The sequence below is a fragment of the Massilia orientalis genome (genome assembly GCF_030411975.2).
Lineage (GTDB): Bacteria > Pseudomonadota > Gammaproteobacteria > Burkholderiales > Burkholderiaceae_D > Telluria > Telluria orientalis.
Genome location: NZ_JASNRB020000001.1, coordinates 486,628 through 503,343, shown reverse-complemented (window position 1 = coordinate 503,343; position 16,716 = coordinate 486,628). Strand labels below are relative to the sequence as shown.

General features: G+C 65.9%; 12 protein-coding genes. 7 read left to right on the top strand and 5 right to left on the bottom strand.

All coding sequences use genetic code 11. The features are described 5' to 3' along the window. Nucleotides 1–29: 29 nt before the first annotated feature. The 4 genes from QPK29_RS02055 to QPK29_RS02040 are packed head-to-tail and all read right to left on the bottom strand — an operon-like array spanning nucleotide 30 to nucleotide 5,877. A complete protein-coding gene (locus tag QPK29_RS02055) occupies nucleotides 30–3,224 on the bottom strand; it encodes a type VI secretion system Vgr family protein (RefSeq protein ID WP_371769491.1) in 3,195 nt (1,064 codons plus the stop codon). A gap of 26 nt (nucleotides 3,225–3,250) precedes the next feature. After that, entirely contained in the window at nucleotides 3,251–4,237 is a 987-nt protein-coding gene (gene tagF / locus QPK29_RS02050) for a type VI secretion system-associated protein TagF (RefSeq protein WP_371769490.1), read from the bottom strand. After that, nucleotides 4,237–5,610: a hypothetical protein gene (locus tag QPK29_RS02045; protein WP_400189711.1), complete on the bottom strand. Its 1,374-nt coding sequence runs from the start codon at nucleotides 5,608–5,610 to the stop codon at nucleotides 4,237–4,239. The genes tagF and QPK29_RS02045 overlap by 1 nt, the downstream gene beginning before the upstream one ends. Nucleotides 5,611–5,613: 3 nt before the next feature. Then, nucleotides 5,614–5,877: a PAAR domain-containing protein gene (locus tag QPK29_RS02040; RefSeq protein ID WP_036228705.1), complete on the bottom strand. Its 264-nt coding sequence runs from the start codon at nucleotides 5,875–5,877 to the stop codon at nucleotides 5,614–5,616. A gap of 212 nt (nucleotides 5,878–6,089) precedes the next feature. Between QPK29_RS02040 and QPK29_RS02035 the strand changes: the two genes are divergently transcribed. Genes QPK29_RS02035 through QPK29_RS02025 form a run of 3 tightly spaced genes read left to right on the top strand, consistent with a single transcriptional unit; the run spans nucleotide 6,090 to nucleotide 10,976 of the window. Next, on the top strand, nucleotides 6,090–9,149 hold the full coding sequence (locus tag QPK29_RS02035; RefSeq protein WP_371769509.1) for a type VI secretion system Vgr family protein: 3,060 nt from the start codon (nucleotides 6,090–6,092) through the stop codon (nucleotides 9,147–9,149). Beyond that, entirely contained in the window at nucleotides 9,146–10,753 is a 1,608-nt protein-coding gene (locus QPK29_RS02030; protein ID WP_371769488.1) for a hypothetical protein, read from the top strand. The genes QPK29_RS02035 and QPK29_RS02030 overlap by 4 nt, the downstream gene beginning before the upstream one ends. After that, on the top strand, nucleotides 10,743–10,976 hold the full coding sequence (locus QPK29_RS02025; RefSeq protein WP_371769487.1) for a hypothetical protein: 234 nt from the start codon (nucleotides 10,743–10,745) through the stop codon (nucleotides 10,974–10,976). Before QPK29_RS02030 ends, QPK29_RS02025 begins: the two co-directional genes overlap by 11 nt. A gap of 92 nt (nucleotides 10,977–11,068) precedes the next feature. On the opposite strand, the gene QPK29_RS02020 is transcribed toward QPK29_RS02025, so the two are convergent. Continuing rightward, the gene (locus tag QPK29_RS02020) at nucleotides 11,069–12,238 is read right to left on the bottom strand and encodes an XAC2610-related protein (RefSeq protein WP_371769486.1); all 1,170 of its coding nucleotides are present in this window, start codon (nucleotides 12,236–12,238) and stop codon (nucleotides 11,069–11,071) included. A 136-nt stretch (nucleotides 12,239–12,374) separates the two neighbouring features. Between QPK29_RS02020 and QPK29_RS02015 the strand changes: the two genes are divergently transcribed. The 4 genes from QPK29_RS02015 to QPK29_RS02000 all read left to right on the top strand — a co-directional run bounded on the left by QPK29_RS02015 (nucleotide 12,375) and on the right by QPK29_RS02000 (nucleotide 16,712). Continuing rightward, entirely contained in the window at nucleotides 12,375–13,427 is a 1,053-nt protein-coding gene (locus QPK29_RS02015; protein ID WP_371769485.1) for an acyl-CoA dehydrogenase family protein, read from the top strand. A gap of 131 nt (nucleotides 13,428–13,558) precedes the next feature. Next, nucleotides 13,559–15,163 carry a methyl-accepting chemotaxis protein gene (locus tag QPK29_RS02010; RefSeq protein ID WP_371769484.1) on the top strand — a complete coding sequence of 535 codons (1,605 nt, stop codon included), beginning with the start codon at nucleotides 13,559–13,561 and terminating at the stop codon, nucleotides 15,161–15,163. Between the two features lie 31 nt (nucleotides 15,164–15,194). Further along, a complete protein-coding gene (locus tag QPK29_RS02005; protein ID WP_371769483.1) occupies nucleotides 15,195–15,605 on the top strand; it encodes a hypothetical protein in 411 nt (136 codons plus the stop codon). Between the two features lie 12 nt (nucleotides 15,606–15,617). After that, nucleotides 15,618–16,712 (top strand): hypothetical protein, encoded by a 1,095-nt coding sequence (locus QPK29_RS02000; protein WP_371769482.1) that lies wholly within the window; start codon nucleotides 15,618–15,620, stop codon nucleotides 16,710–16,712. Nucleotides 16,713–16,716: the final 4 nt, after the last annotated feature.

Genomic DNA, 16,716 nt, shown 5'->3' with positions numbered 1-16,716 from the left:
CTCCATCCTCGATGTGTGGGACGACGGCATCATGCTTCGCCATCTTCGATTGCCTGCAGAATCGCGGGATCCGCAAAGACCAGGTGATCGAGCAGCTGGCGCTCGAACGCCGCGTCGTAGGCCGGCAGTGCGCCTTCCGGCGAATCGTCTGCCTGGTCGACGACGGCCGCAGCATCATGTTCCCCGCCTTCGCGGGCGTCGTGGTCATGGTCCTCGCCCCCGCAACCGCATGCCGTGTCATCGTCCGCGTGGTCGACGCGGTGCCACTCGCCGGGCTCGCCGAGCAGTACCGTGTAATCCCTCTGCGTCTGGTGGAAGACGCGTTGCGTCGCGCCGTTGTCGTCCAGTTTGCCCTTGGCGACCAGGGTGCCCGTGTGGTCGATGAAGCGGTAAGGCACGGCGCCGCTGCTGCTGGCGCCGATCAGGTCCTGCAACGGCCTGTCGACGATGACGCGCGTGCTCAAGCGGGCGGGGACAACCTCGACTTTCAAGGGTGACGGATGCGTGAAGTCCAGTTCCGGTCCATAGGCGCGCTGCGGCCCGGCGAACTCCTTGTGCGTGGCCTTGAAGCTGACGGTGCCGGGGCAGTGCAGCATGATGTTCCCGCCTTCCAGCTTGAGAAACGCGCCCTGGGCCGTCATCAGCAGGTGGTCTTTCGCCGCGCTGATCACCGTCCCGGAAACGCTGGCACAGGTCACGGCTTTGTCGGCCGTCAGGCGCGCGGGGCCGGACTGGCTTTGTACGCTTGTCTTGCCGCTGGCGGCATGCAGGCGGATCCCCGTTTCCTGGTTCGGTTTCGTGGCGCTGGCCGCTTTACCGTATGTAAACAGGCTGATGCCGGCCTTGACGGCATGATGTATTGCCCCTTGTGCGGCGGCGTTGACGTCCTGGCCTGCGACAATCGCGCTGGTCGCACCGCTGACGAATACCGCGCTTGCCGGCGTGGCGGCCGCAATGCCGGCCGGGCCCGTGAGCTGGATCTGCGGCGCATCGAAGGCGGCGGCACCTTGCGTGCCGGCCGACTTCGACGTGCTGTCGATCGCGGTAGCGCCGGACGCCAGCTGGGCGATGGCCGTCAGCTTGTCCGGAGCTGGTTCGTCCACCAGCCCGGCATTGTGTTTTTGCGCGGTCTGCGCCACCGACGTCGCGAGCGACTGCGCGGCGTCGATCTGCTGCCGGGCCGGGCGCGCATCCATCTGCGCGGCATCCGCCCCGCTCCGGTCGGCGGAGACGAGGAGGCCAAGGCGTCCGCGCACCGCCATCCCATGCTCCGCCTTCAGCTCCGCCCCCAGCCCCACGGCCCCCAGCCGCTGGTTATCCGTCTGATGCACGAGATGCCCGAGATTCAGCTCCTCCGTCCCCCGATGCGCCTTCGCATGCCGCTGCAGCGCTACGCGCGCCTGCCCCGGCGTGTCGTCGAACACGAGCTGGCTGTAAGCCCCGGCGCCGTTGCCGCTGGCCTGCATGGTCTGGCTTTTCAGGCCGGACAGGACGGCCGCGTGGGCGTGCGCGCCGGCCGCGCCGGGGAACCACGCGCCCGCGTTGCCGGTCGCGGCGCCCGGGCCGCCGGCCACCGTGTTGTGCTGCGCGTCGTCCGCGCCCGCACCGTTGTAGACGGCACCGATCACCACGGGGCGGTCGATGTTCCCGTCCAGGAAGTCGACCAGGACTTCCTGCCCGACGCGGGGCAGGGCGTGGCTGCCCCAGTTGGCACCGGCGACCGGCGCAAGCGGCGTCGCCACGCGCACCCACGTGCCGGCGCGGTCGTCTGCCGGGGCGCCCGTGTGGCCGTCGGGCGCTGGATGATCGAGGCGGCTGTGGCTCGCTTCGCCGCGCTGCCAGTGGAACTGCACCTTGATGCGGTGGTCGCGGTCCGTGTGGATCGCGGTGCCCGGTGGGCCGACGACGATGGCCGTCTGCTGGCCTTGCACTGTCGGGTGCGGATGCAGCAGGCGGCCGTGGCCGTCCAGCCGGCTGTCGCGGTACGGCGTCGCGGCGGGGATCGCGTCGAAGCTGTTGCGGTACACGGGGCGTTCCGCAATGCGTGTGCCGCGCGCGTGCAGGCTCGCCGACAGGATCTCGTCATTGAGCGCGGCGACCGGATCGTGGCCCAGGTGGCGGACGAGCGTCGACGCCGTATCGGCATCCAGGTTGTTGTGCGCGAGGTGGCGTACGCGCACGAGCAGGAAGGAGGCGGCCGCGCTGTCCCGGGCGCCATGGTCCGCCAGGGTGAACGTCGTCCCCGGGGTAAAGGTCCGCACGGTGCCGGCGCCCACGTGGACGACCTTGCCCGCTTCGAGCGCCTGCAGCTGGCGCTCGGCGATGCGCCCGCCGTGTTCGCGGCTCGTGTACGCGTACACGCCGGGAATGTCGCGGCTGGCCAGTTCGACCGGGGCCTGTCCGGCCGCGCCGACGTCCCGTGCCTGGCGCGCGCGATAGTCCCAGCTGCGCAGTTCGATGGCGTTCGTAGCGAGGCGCGTCTCGGTGCGCCAGCGGTCGATGCTGTCCTCGCGCATCACGGCGCCGGATTGCGTAAAGCGGACGAGGGTCTGCGTGTTCGGCTTGAACGCGTCGTTGCTGTCGGCGATGACGAGCGTGTGCGCCCCGAGCGTCGCGCAGTCCGGATCGCCTTCGTGCTCGAAGAAGGCGAACAGGCCTTCCTCGCTCATCAGGCGTCGCACGAACGCGAGATCGCTTTCCTGGTACTGCGTCGTCAGGCTGCGCCGTGGGTAGAGCGAGCGGTCGACCTGGAAGCGCCACGCGGGCGCCAGCCTGCCCTTGCCGTCGTACGCGGAAAACACGGTGTCGATGATGTCGACGATTGTCTTGTCCTGGAAGACGCGGCTGTCGCGGCCGAGCGCGAGGAATGCCGTCCAGGGTTCGATCGTCAGCGTGTACCGGGCCAGGCCGCCGTTCGCGCCCGTCATCTCGGCCGCCGTGACGTGACCGTGGAAAGGACGCACGCCCTGGAACGGCCCGGCCAGCAGCTCGAGCAGCACGGGCTGTCCCAACAGCGATTTGAGCCCCAGCCCCGCATCCGTCGACAGGGCGGACACGCGCAGCCGGTAGCCCGTGCCGATCGCTTCCTCGCCGTGCAGCGATTCGGCCAGCAGGACGTCGCCGCCCAGCGGCGTATGCAGGCGCAGCACGCGGCTCGACTGGGTGAAGCGCGCCACGAGCGCCTGGATCGCCTGGGCCGTCGGTGGAAGAGAAGGTGTCAGCATACGCGGAGTTCTCGTTGTCGCATGGTTCAGGTGCCGATGAATGCCGCGCACAACGCATCCAGCGCGGACTTGAGCGAGACGTCGGACCGCTTCAGGTGCCTGGACACCTTGTCGACGGCATAGTCGGACTCCACCTGGTCTTCGACCCAGTCAAGGTCGTCGAAGGCGATGTGGCGCTCGCTGCCCGCCTGCGGATCCATGATCGCCTGCAGCGTCTGGGCCGAGGCGCCGCCGAAACCGAGCACGAGGCGCGGCCGCGTGCCGATGCGCGTCACGAACAGCGCGAGCTCGAAATCGGCGCGCGCGAGGAACGGCGCGATCGCATGCATCCAGTAGGCGCCGACGAGGCCGCGGTACAGCGGATCGGCAGGCAGCGGCAGGACGAGGCTTTTCTCCAGCCGGCTCGCGCTGCTGGCCAGGACGGGCTGCAGCAGCATGCCCAGCGCCAGCAGCACCCGGCGCACCGAGCCCGCGTAGCCGGCCTGCGCCAGCAGCGCCTGCAGCGTGTCGAGCGACTGCAATTCGACGAAGTCGGCAAATGCCGCCGCGTGGGCATCCGCACGCACGTCGAGTTCGACGACCTGGCCGGCCGCGGCACGGAGCGGCGCGTCGGCGTCGACGGCCGTCACCAGCCCCTTGCTGAGCGATTCCAGGCGGCTCCACAAGAGACCCAGCAGCAACGGTGCGGACGGGACAAACGCGCCCGGTTCGGCCACGTCGAGCATGCCCATCATGAGGAACGGGAAGCGGCGTCCCGACTCGTCGCTGCTCGCGACGATGTGGCCGGCGATCGCGTGCCGGCGGCGCGGACCCGTGATGACGAAGTGCAGCGGGGCGACTGCGTCGTAATTCGCCTTCCAATGCGCGTCCGCCGTCATGAGGTCCATGGCGCGCGCGAGCCAGTCGTCCAGCAGCTTGACGAGCGCCGGGTTGTCGGAACCCTTGACGAAGTCGCCGCGGCTCGGGATCTTGCCGAAGTAGCCGATCGACACGTGGGTGGACGCGAGACTCATCAAGCGGCGGCGGAAGCGGTGACACCGGCCGGGCAGACCACGGCGATACTACGATGGACCGGATCGGCATTGCCGACGCACAGGACGGCGCCCGCGCCATCCAGCGCCTGGCGGCGGGCCAGCGCGAGCGCGGCCAGGAACGGCACGGCACCCGACTGTCCGCAAGCCGGCCCGGTGGTCCTCACGTCGATGCCTGCATCGAGGTGCGGCAGGTCGTCGTGGGCCAGTGCCATCGCCTCGAGGACGCGGTTGCTGCGGTGGTCGGCATCCGCGAACAGCGCGGACACGGTGGACGCGTCGACGGCGGTTTCGGCCAGCACCCGTTCCGCCAGCCGGCGCAGGTCCGCGGCGTCGATGCGGGGCACGGCGTCGGCCGATGCGCCGCGCGTGGTGCTCGCCGCCTGCAGCGTCGGCGCCGCGTACGCGGTATCGGCCAGCAGGAGCCCCGCGGCGCCTTCGCCCGGCACCAGTCCCTGCGGATGGGCGGCGGAGAACAGGGTGCCGTCGGCCGCCATCCGGTCGACGATCGCCTGGTCGATGCGCGAATCGAAGGCGAGCAGGATAGTCAATGCCGGATCGTTGTTCGTCTGGCCGGCCAGCACCGACAGCAGGGCGCTGGCGGCGGCCGCGGGTTCGCCCGGCGGGGCGGGGCTGACCGCGACCTTGTCCGCGGCCCAACCGGCCTGCGCGGCGACGTGGACGAACCACGCGCCGGCCGCCGTGCGCTGTGCGGCGGTCCAGTCTACAGGCGCCAGGGGCACGATGCGCAGCAACGGGTCGTCGACGGCGGCCAGTGCCGCGGCGTCGGCAAGTTCGCTCACGACGCTGCTCGCCAGTTCGAGGGCGCGCCAGTGCGCTTCACCGAAGCGGATGTCAGACTGGCCCTGTGCCGCGAGCCATGGCTCGGCCTCCGCGCGCCATGCGGCGTCGCCGGCGGACGGCACGCGCATGGTCATCACGGGATAGCCTGCGTCGTCGACGAGCTCCGGGTCCAGGTCGGGGCGCGCGCGTCGTGCGTCGAGTGCGGCGGCCAGTTCATCGACCAAATCGCCGTGGCGCGTGCGCACGGCCGCATCGACCAGCGCCAGCGCGGGCAGGCGCGCCGCCGCGGCGGGAACGGGAGTCGCCGGGGCAGTAGTCACGGGAGCCGGTGTCGCGCGCGCGAGGCGACGGACCAGCAGCACCCCGGCCAGCACGGCGAGCGGCAGCGCGACCAGGTACGTGACCAGGTCGGACGTGGATGGCGCGCGGTCGGTGCCGCGCCAGGTGAAGATGGCGCCACCCCAGAAGGCGCCGAACGTCAGCATCGTCAGGATGCCGCCGCGGATCCATGTGCCCATCAGGTCCATCTCCGCATCCGGCTGCGGCGGCACGGGTTACACATGATCGACCGTCGCCTGCTGGCCGGCGATCAGCGTGGCGCCGCAGCCGGCCTTGTCCCCATGGCGGGCGGCGGCCTTGCCGTCCACGATGAACGTGGTGTCGCCGCTGACGATGGGGGAGCGGCCGTGGCGCGGACACACGGTCATGTCGCCCACGCGCGCGATGCCCTTGCCGTCGCAATCGCTCAGCGTCGACGCTTCGATCACGCTGCCGCCGTGCGATGTCCTGTCACCCAATACGATCAATGGTCCTGCCATGCTTTTCTTCCGTCACAGTTACAAATGCTCAGCATGCAATGTTACATGCAGACAATATTTTTCCCGCATTATAGCTGGGCAAAACCGTGTTCTTAATCACGGTTTGTAACACTTATGCAGTTTCTTTCAGGCTATAGCGTAGCGGTCGCGATTAGCGTAAAGTTAAGTTTGTTAAGTATGGATGAGTTGGAGAGTGTGTCTTGCAGCAATCGATGACCCAGGCGCTGGAAGCGCTGGCCGCCCTTGCCGGATTCGACAGCGTGACCCGCCTGTACGCGTTGCGGGTCGGGGATGGCGATACGGATCTGCCGGGCGGTGAACTGCTGGTCGAGGCGTTCGTTGCCGACGATGCGGTGCAGGGCCTCGGCGTACGCGACGTGATCGCGCTGTCGACCAGCGCCGCGATTGATCCATCGTCGCTGCTTGGCCGTCCGGCCGCCCTCGAAGTCACCTTGGCGGACGGTACGCGTGCCGATTTCGCCGGCGAGATCTGCGCGGCCGCGCAACTGGGCAGCGACGGCGGGCTGGCGCGCTACCGCGTGCGCATCGCCCACTGGGTGTGGCGCCTGGCCCACGTGCGCAACAGTCGCGTGTGGCAAGACAAGTCCGTCACCGACATCGTCGACGACGTCTTTTCCGCCTATGCACCCGACGCGCGCTGGCGCTGGAGCGACGACGTCGGCCCGTTCATGGACGGTGCCAACCCGCGCAGCTACTGCTGCCAGTACCGCGAATCGGACCTGGCGTTCGTCGAGCGCCTGCTCGCGGAAGAAGGCCTGACGTGGCGCTTCGAACAGGCCAACGATGGCCCGCGCATGGTGCTGTTCGCTGACAGCCGCGATACGTCCGCCGTGGCCGAGGACCCCAGCATCGACGCCGGCGGCGCACGCTTCCATGGCGCGCACGCGCGCGAAAAAAGCGACAGCGTGCAGGCGCTGGCGGCGCTGCGCAGCGTCGGGGCAGCGGCGGTCACGCTCCTCAGCTACGACTACAAGAGCAAGCAGGCGGTCGCCGCGAACTCGCCGTCGCGGCTGTCGAATGGCAGCCTGCCGTGGCTGGAATCGTTCGACACCCCCGGCCAGTACGCGTATGCCGACAGCGCCGACGCCCGCCGCTACGCCGATCTGCAGATGGAAGCGCGCGAGGCGCGCAGCCAGTTATGGCGCGGCCGCTCGACCCTGCGCACGCTGCGTGCGGGCACGCGGCTGACGGTGACCGGCGCCCCGGTGACCGCGCTCGGCGCGGCGGCGCCGTTCACGATCCTGCGCGTGACGAGCGTCGGCGTGAACAACCTGCCGACTCGGGCACAGGATGCGCTGGCCGAGTTGTTCGGCCCCATCCCCGCGCTGCTGGAAGAAATCCTGCGCGACGACTTGCCGGAAGACTTCGGCCTGGCGCTCGCGCAGGCGCGTACGGCCGGCTACGCGAACTGCTTCGAAGCCGTCGCCGCCGACGTCGTCTGGCGTCCGCAACTGGACGGCAGTGAAGGCCGCAGCCACCCGCGCCCGACGGTTGCGGGCGCCCAGAGCGCGATCGTCGTGGGCCCCGACGGCAGCGACACGCCGCGCGGTGCCGACGAACTGTATTGCGACCGCCTGGGCCGCGTGCGCATCCGCTTCCACTGGCAGGACAGCGGCGACGCCACGTGTTGGGTGCGCGTGGCGCAGCGCCTGGCAGGCGGCGGCATCGGCAGCCAGTTCCTGCCGCGAATCGGGCAGGAAGTCATCGTCCAGTTCATCGAAAACGACATCGACCGCCCGGTCATCGTGGGCGCCCTGTACAACGGCCAGGGCGAAGGCGGCGTGTCGCCGACCCCGGGCGGCGAACATCGCGACGCCGGCACCAATCCATTCGACGCCGCGCACGATCACGCAACCTCCGGCCAGGGCAACCTCGCAGGGGGCAACAGCTCCGTGTGGCACGGCGCGTCGGCCGCGCTGGCCGGCCACCGCAACGCCGCGGCCCAGTGGGGCGTGCGCACGAAGGAATTCGGCGGTGCGGGCTACAATCAGCTGCTGTTCGACGACACCGACGCGCAGGGCCGCGTGCAGCTGCGCACGACGCACGCCGCGACGGAACTGAACCTGGGCCACCTGATCCACGGCGCCGACAACTACCGCGGCAGCCTGCGCGGCCAGGGCGCCGAACTGCGCACCGATGCCTATGGCGCGCTGCGCGCGGGCGCGGGCTTGCTCGTATCGAGTTATCGCATCGAGCACGATGCGTCGTCGCGCGAGCCGGTGGGCGACAACGTGGCCGGCATCGCGCTGCTGAAACAGGCCGTCAAGCTGGGCGAGACGTTCAGCGAGGCGGCGACGACGCACAAGACAGTGGGCCTGGCAGCGCACCTGGGTGCGACGAAGGCCGGCACCAGCGCGCTGGATGCGAAGGCGGCGCCGTTGCAGGCCATGTTGAATGCGGTGGCCGGGACGGTGGCGCTGGATGGCGCTGCATCGGGCGACGACAAGCTGCCGCACGTGGCGGCGCCCGTGATCGCTCTGTCGGCGAAGGCCGGGCTGGGCGTGACCGCGGCGGATGCGGTGCAGCTGTCGAACGGCGAGACGGTCAGCTTGATGAGTGGGCAGGACACGCAGTTCGTCACCGGTGGCGCCATGCGGATGCATACCGGGCAGGCGATCGGCATACTGGCCGGCGCCGTGAAGGCGGGCGAAGGCGGCGTCGGGCTGCAGATGATCGCGGCGCAGGATGCGGTCGACGTGCAGGCGCAGGCCGGGACGCTCGATGTGCAGGCGCGCGATGACGTGCATGTCGTCAGCGCTCATGCGCATGTGGACTGGGCGGCGGCGAAGCGGATCAGTTTGTCGACGGCGGATGGGGCGAATATCACCATCGAGGGTGGGAATATTACGGTGCAGTGTCCGGGGAAGATTGCGGTACATGCGGGGAGAAAAAGCTTCACGGGCGGGGCCCGGTCCAATTTCGCCATGCCGCACCTCCCTCGTGTTGAGCTGAAAAAGGATGAGATCGAATTCCGTTATTTCACTGATTGGGGAGAAGCGATTGTTGGGCGTCCGTTCAAGGCATTTTTAAGTGATGGCACGGTTAGAACGGGTACCCTTGATGCCGATGGCTATGCCCGGCTCGGCGACGTACCGACCGGTGTCACGGCCCGCGTGGAGTATCAGCGAGACACGAATCCAGCCAAGTCGCATGTGCGCGCGGAGCTCGACGACGACGTCAACGCGTTTTTTGCTGCTTCGATCAACATGCTGCCAACAGATGCAGACGAATCGGGTGGAAACACGGAATGAGCGAGCGCAAATCGATTGTCGATGATGTCTGGTCCAGCGCGATTGGAGGACTGGATTGGTTGAAATCCGTTTTATTCGGTGAGTTCGCGGACAATAGGCCATTGTCGGTGGTCATTGCCGACATGCTGGTCAGTTTCGTCCCGGGGGTCGTAATCGTTACCAGCGCACGAGATGCCGTCGCAGTCATTGTCCGGCTTGCACAGTATCCCGAGAAGCGGGATGAGACAATGGAATGGATCGTTCTCGCTGCCTGTATGATAACTCTGGCCTTGCCGTTGGCAATGGCCGCAGGTGGAGCAGTGGCGGCAGGCGTCGGTGCCGTAGTCGGCGGCATTGCAGGTTCCGAGTTGGGTGCAGCCTTGCGTGCGGTTATGCTCTTGCTCATCAAAGAGGCTGCGAAGCTTGGTGATGTCATCAGATTTCTCCAGAAATTTGTAAAAGGCGACTTGATCGGTTTTCTTAGAGCAATCAAGTTCAGGATGTATGAAAAAGCGTTGTTGCAGGCTTTTGAGAAGACAGTAAACAAGCTTATCGAAATTTGCAGGGGCCTACGTGCGCATCTTGAGCGTTTCAAGTATTTTAGTGAGGCACAACGAGCAATCGCGACATTGAGCCAGTGGGAGAGGAAGTTCTACGCCGTTCAGGCAGCCGCGATAAGGCAGCTGCCAGTGGCGTTGGTCGAGCTTGATGCGAGACTCGCAAAACTTCTCGCGCAGGTCGCGCCAAAGGAATCGCACACGGCTATCCCAGCGGTAAAGGCAGCGCGGCCAGAGAAGGTTGAAATAATTGTTCAACATATCAACGACACGGTTGGTAAGCCTTTGAAGCCCGCTTATTCCGAGAATTCCGGCCGCGGCCCCCGAAGCGGTGTGGCCCAGCCTAAAGCATCGAACACATCTAAAAAAGATGGTAGTGCTAGTGGAGGGGGTAACTCAGGAGCGCCTCCTCGCAAAGATTTGCCCGACCCTCCAGAGAAACCTAACGAAGGTCCGAACTCCAAACGGCAAGAGGTGCTTGCGGAAGATTTTGCAGCGGTATATGCGAAAGCCCCCGCCGCGAAAGCGGAGATCGACGCGCTGGCGGATGAGATAGCAGCAAGATATGGTGGTCGAGTAGCCAAGGCGCCAATCAAATCCGAAAAACGCGCCATGGAGAAAATCATGAATGACTACGAGGGCGACCCCACACGAATCAAGGACTTGGCGAGAAACACGATTATCGTCCCGAGTGAGAAAATCGATGATGTAGTGCGCGACCTCAAGGAGGCCGGCGCAGCAGTAAAGCGCATTGATCCTGAGACTGACCCGTTTGGATATAGTGGAGTCAATAGTAATTTAAAAACCAGGAGTGGTCTGATCTCGGAGATTCAGGTGAATTCGCCAGAAATGATTTATGCTAAGGAGTCTGAGGACCTTGCACGCGGAATTTTGGGTAACGATACATACGAAGAAATTGCAAGGAAGGTCAAGACTCCAGGTGGGCAAGGCCACTTATTATATGAGATAGGCCGCACATTGCCTCCGGAGTCGGAACGCCTTTCTCAAATTGAGGCTGAGAGTAGGTCATACTACGAATCTATAAGAAGGCTTGCGAATGGGAATTAGTAAATCTGCGTTAGGTAAAGATCGCGACGTATTTGTTGATTATGAACTTGAGGAGGTGATGTTCCGATGGGATGCGCAATCGGGCCAGGTATTCCGGAAATTCTATGGTGCGGATGATGAGACGTTACTGACAGATCATTCGAACCGCTTATTCAACGATGTGCTGAGATTTGGCGACGAAATTGATGCCGCGACTTACGCGCTCGGCAGGGCGCGCCGTTAGTTTTGTTCGATCGTTTCGCCCATCAAGCCTGAATTGCGCCGTCTCGTGTGATCACGGCGCGGTCTCGCTACAATCCTCTTGAGGAGGATCGTTCAACACCCTCCGCTTATCAGTCCATTGGCGAAATACGGCACCTCCGGACAATAACGGCGCCCGGCCGTCGTCTCGACCTGATTCCACTGCCTGGTTTCGGTGCGCACTGCCTTGAGTTGTCCCGCTGCGTCACGCTTCCATACCGTGATGTCGCCCGATGCGTGGGATAATTCCTGCGATTCGCAGCCGCTGAAGTCCTCGAACGTCAACGTCAGGCGATCGCCGACCTGTTCTACCCGATCGGGAAATTCGATACGCCCGTCCCGATACTCGGGAATCGTGTAGCAATACAGGATCTTCTGGCCGACCAGCACCGGCACTTGCACGCTCGACGCCGTGGCGGCTTCCTTGAGCCGCGCGCCATCCCAACGATACGTCGTCACGCCATGTTCGCAGCACCCGTTACGCCATTGGGAAACAATGGTTTTGAATTTCTTGTCGAACTCGGGGGAGGTAATCCCCTGCAGCGTATCCGGCGCATCGACGAAGCGCTGCGTGCGCGGATCGAATAGCCAGGTCTGCTGTGGAATGTTCGGTCCCGCCGGCAAACTGAGCGCAATCGTCAGATCGGGGAGCCCATCGAAATTGGCATCGACGAGCGACGGAATGAAGACGCTGCCAGGACCCTGGGAATCGGTTGCCAGTTCCTGCGCGAGCTGGCCCTTTCGATAGATCCTGATGGCCGATACATGAGGCGCTGCGTCGCTGTCATCCGATGCATTCGGCATCGCGTCGGCAACGAGGCGAAGCTCGAACGGCATCGGTTGCGTATCGCGCACGTGCAGCGGAAACGTCTTCCTGCCATCGGGCGATGTCCAGGTTCCCGAGGCATTATCTCCGTCCAGGTTCACGGTCCAGCGGCCGGTCGCGATGTTCTTCGCAGACTGCGAATCGCGCTCGGCCAGCTTGAGCGTGTTGGCTTTCACCGTACCCGTCAGCTTAAGCTGATGCCGGGTTTTCTTGGAACAGGGCTCATAGCAATACCAGCCCGACACATTTCCGGCGATGCGGGTCAGCGCCATACTGATCGGCTTTGTGCCGAGTGTGCCGGACAGCACGCGTTCCCAAACAGTAAATTCAACCCGCGGCACCTTCGCCTCCTGGGCAAAAGACCGTCCATGCGCGGACAGCAATGAACAAGCCATGACGGATACGAAAATGTTGCGCATTTTGCTATCTATGAATGATCCGCTCGAAGTCTACATGGAATCCCGAAACCGAAAAATCGCTATTTATTTGTATGGATCTTGATTTCGCCTAGCATCGCTACAGTTCGATTTCACAGAGGGCCAAACGATGGTACGAATGGATGAATCGCTGGTCGCATGGCTCGACGGGCACGCGGACAAGCTGGACTCGGACACGCTGCATGCCGATGCGCTGCCGGCCCATCTGGCCGAGGCCGGCCTGTTCGCGGTGGGGGTGCCCGAAAGCGAGGGCGGGGACGGACGCCCCTTGAGTGCGGCCGTCGATGTCGTCGCGGGACTCGCCGAACATTCGCTCAGCGCCGCCTTCGTCTACTGGGCGCAGCGCGCCGTCATCGCCTGCATGCTGGCGAGTCCGAACCGGGACCTCCTGCGCCGGCTCGTGCCGGACCTGTTGCGTGGCCGGCTGGCGGGTGCGCCCGGTTTGTCGAATGCGATGAAATTCCTGGGCGGCCTGGATCGGCTGCGCATCACGGGCGCCGCCGCACCGGACGGCATGCGTCTGAACGGCACGGTGGCCTGGGCGACGAATTTGCGCAGGCACGGATTCGTCGCCGCGATCGCTGTCGGCGACGAACAAGACGACAATCCATCCGTGTTTGCACTTCCCCACGACCTGCGCGGCGTCACGCGCGAACCCGACCTCGATCTGCTGGCGCTGCGCGGCACCAACACGGCCGCCCTAAGGCTGGACGACGTCGCGCTCGATGCGTCCTGGCAGATCCACCCGCAGGCGCGGGTTTTCCTGCCCTCGATCCGGCCCGCTTTCGTCGGTCTGCAATGCGGTCTCGGTTTCGGGCTCGCGCGCGCATCGCTGCGGGCAGGGCGCGCGGCGCTCGGGAACCGCCCGTCGGTCCTGTGTGGCGAAATCGACGCACTCGATGCAGACATCGCAGCGTGCCGGCAGACGCTGTGCGCCAGTCTCGATGACGGTAGCCTGCGCGAACGGCCGCGCGACCTGCTGACGCTGCGCCTGCGGATGGTCGACATCGCGGCGGCTGCCGTCGCGCTGGAGTTGCAGGCGCTGGGAGGACGGGCGTTGCTGCGCGCGGAAAGCGGCGGTTACGCCCGCCGTGCGCGTGAAGCAGCGTTCCTGGCAGTCGTGACGCCGACGGTGGCCCACCTCAAAGGCGACCTGGCCAGGCTGGCGTAGTTCGGATTTCACACACTTCACAAATGTTGTCTATACGAAATTATTTTCTTGCCAGAATGAGTAAATACCAGATAACATTTGCCTCAAGTCAACTTTGAGGGGCCGGCCTGCGGCTTCTGCGTGGAGTGAAGATGCTGAGCCGCCTGCCCGTGCTGTGGAAAGTCCTGTTGGCGCCGGCCATTGCGATGTTGTGCATGGGGGCTTACCTGACCTTCACGGCCATCGTCTTCAAGCAGAACAACCTGCGCCTGGCGGACGTGCGCGACGTGCAGTATCCGGTGCTCGATGCGCTGACGGAGAACACGGGCGCCCTGGACAAGATCATCGACGTGCTGAACTCGGCGGCCGCCGCCGGTGAACCCGAGCAGATCGCCGGCGCCGACGCCCTGGCTGCGAAGGTGGCGGACAACTACCGCCGCGTGCGCGCGCTCGACCAGGCCCATGAGGCGGACCTGGGCCGGCTGGCGCTGGAGTTCGACACGTATTACAAGACGGCCCGCGTGATTTCCGACGCCATGGCGAATCACAACGGCATGCCGGCCAAGGACAGGCTGCAGGCGATGGCCGCGGCGCTGGCGACCTATCGCAAGGATGTCGCGGGGTTCCGTACGGCGGCGCGCGACCGCTTCACCGGCACCGTGGGCGCGGCGACCGATTCGTCGAACCGGGCCGTGCTCGGCGGCGCCGTCACGGGCTTGCTGGGCCTCGTCGTCACGCTGGCCTTCGCGCTGCTCGTCGCGCGCACGCTGGTGCGCCAGTTGAACGAGGCGGTGCGGGTGGCGGAAACCGTCGCCGCGGGCGACCTGACCAGCATGATCGCCGTGGATGCCCAGGACGAGACGGGCAAGCTGCTGAAGGCGCTGCGGGACATGAACGGCAGCCTGGTGCGGATCGTCAGCGAGGCGCGCAGCGCCACCGACAACATCGCCGCCACCTCGGTCCAGATCGCGCAGGGCAATGGCGACCTGGCCGGGCGCACGGAACACCAGGCGCAGGCGCTCGTGCAGACGTCGTCGTCGATGGGCGCGCTCACCGGCACGGCCAAGGAAAACGCGGCGAATGCCGCGCAGGCCAACGAACTGGCCGGATTCGCCGCCAATGTCGCCACGCAGGGCGGCGCCGTCGTCGGGCAGGTGATCGCCACGATGGAGGCGATCCATGCGTCGTCGCGCGAAATTGCGGACATCGTCGGCGTCATCGAGGGCATCGCGTTCCAGACCAACCTGCTCGCGCTGAACGCGGCCGTCGAGGCGGCGCGCGCCGGCGAACACGGGCGCGGCTTCGCCGTCGTGGCGAACGAAGTGCGCAGCCTCGCGCAGCGTTCGGCGGCCGCGGCGAAGGACATCACGGCCCTGATCGGGCGCTCGGTCACCCAGGTCGAACTGGGCACCACACTGGCCGACCAGACCGGCCGCACGATGGACGAGATCGTGAGCAGCGTCCGGCGCGTCACCGACATCATGGCCGCGATCGCCGAAGCGAGCAAGGCGCAGACCGCGGGCATCGAGCATATCAACGATGCCATCGCCCAGATGGACATGGACACGCAGAGCAACGCCGGTCTCGTCGACGAGACCGCGGGCCTGGCGAGCGCGCTGCGCGAGCAGGCCGCCAGCCTGGCTGCCGTCGTGAGCGTGTTCACCCTGGCGCGCCAGGACGCCTTGCCGCAGCCGGCCGCGCGCGACAGGCTCGCGCTGCCGGCATCGAACAGTCCCGTCGCGCGGCGCCGCGCCTGACCCGCATCCTTTTCAACACCACACCATCATCATGAACAGAGTCCTTCCCGCTGCGGCATCCGCCGTGGCGTTCGCGGCGTGCGCCGTGGCGCCCGCGCACGCCGAGATCAGCATCATCGTGTCCGCCCACTCGTCGCTGGCGCCGCCCGTGACGCAGGTATGCCAGGCGTTCCTCGGCAAGATCAAGTCTCCGACCCCGATCAACCTCACGGAAAAGAACCCGTTGCGCGACGAGTTCTTCGCCAAGGCCTGCAAGAAGGACCCGGTCCAGGTCCAGGCCATGTGGGGCAAGCTGATTTTCACGGGCACCGGCACGCCGCCCGCCGAGGTGGACTCGGGCGCGGCGATGCGCAAGGCCGTCGCCGCCGATCCGAACGCCGTCGGCTACATCGACAGGAAGGACGTTGACGCCACCGTCAAGGTCATCGCCACCGCCAACTAACCGATAAAAAGCATGAAGAAACTGATGATCGCCGCGCTGTTGTCCAGCGCCGGCATGGCACAGGCCAGCGACTTGAGTATTTCGGGGTTCGCCACCGTCACCGCGGGCAAGGCCTATGGCGGTTCCGACGGGGAGTTCATGGGGCAGCCGTGTCCCTGCTTCATCGGCAATTACGAGCACGGCGCCGTCTACCACGGCAACGAATGGAGCCTCGCGCGCGAATCGCTCGTGGGCCTGCAGGCCAGCTACCGCTTCACCGGCAAGCTGTCCGGCACCGTCCAGGCGGTGGCGCGCGCGTCGGAGCACGGCAAGCCGGAAGTCGACTGGGCCTATCTCTCGTACGACGTGGCGCCCGATACGACGGTGCAAGTGGGCCGCCGCCGGCTGCCGATCTACGCGTACTCGGACAGCGTCTACATCGGCTACACGCTGCCGTGGGCGCGCGTGCCGCAGGACATCTATGGCTGGGAAGTCGGCGCCTACAACGGCGTGAACGTGCGCCATTCGCGCAGCTTCGGCGACTGGGCCGTCACCGGCACCGTGTTCGCCGGCCAGGAGACCACGGAGAACAACACCGAGCAGCGCAAGATCTATTACGGCTACCGCGTCGACGACGACTGGAAGCACATCCTGGGCGGCTACCTCGACGTGTCCAACGAGGTGTTCGGTGCGCGCCTGATCTACATGCAGAACTCGATCGACCTGTCGATGTATCCGCCGGGCGAAGACCCGACGTTCGCCCGGGGCACGCGCCAGCGCATCGTCGGCCTGTCCGGCAGCATCGACTACGGCAACTGGATGGTGCGCGCGGAAGCCAACCGCTTCATGCGTCCCGCGCTGGACTACAAGTCGTCCAGCTGGACGGCGACGGTCGGCTACCGCATCGGCCAGTTCATGCCGATGGCCGGATTTTCCTCGTACAAGGAAAAGCAGACCGCGACCTATACGGAAACGCAGAATGACAACACGCGCTTCGTCGGCGTGCGCTGGGACTTTCGCAAGAACATGGACCTGAAGGTGCAGTGGGACTCGGTGAAGGATTCGAGCGCGTACGATTTCACCAAGAACGCGAAGATGGTGACGGTGACCTGGGACGTGTTGTTCTGACCCA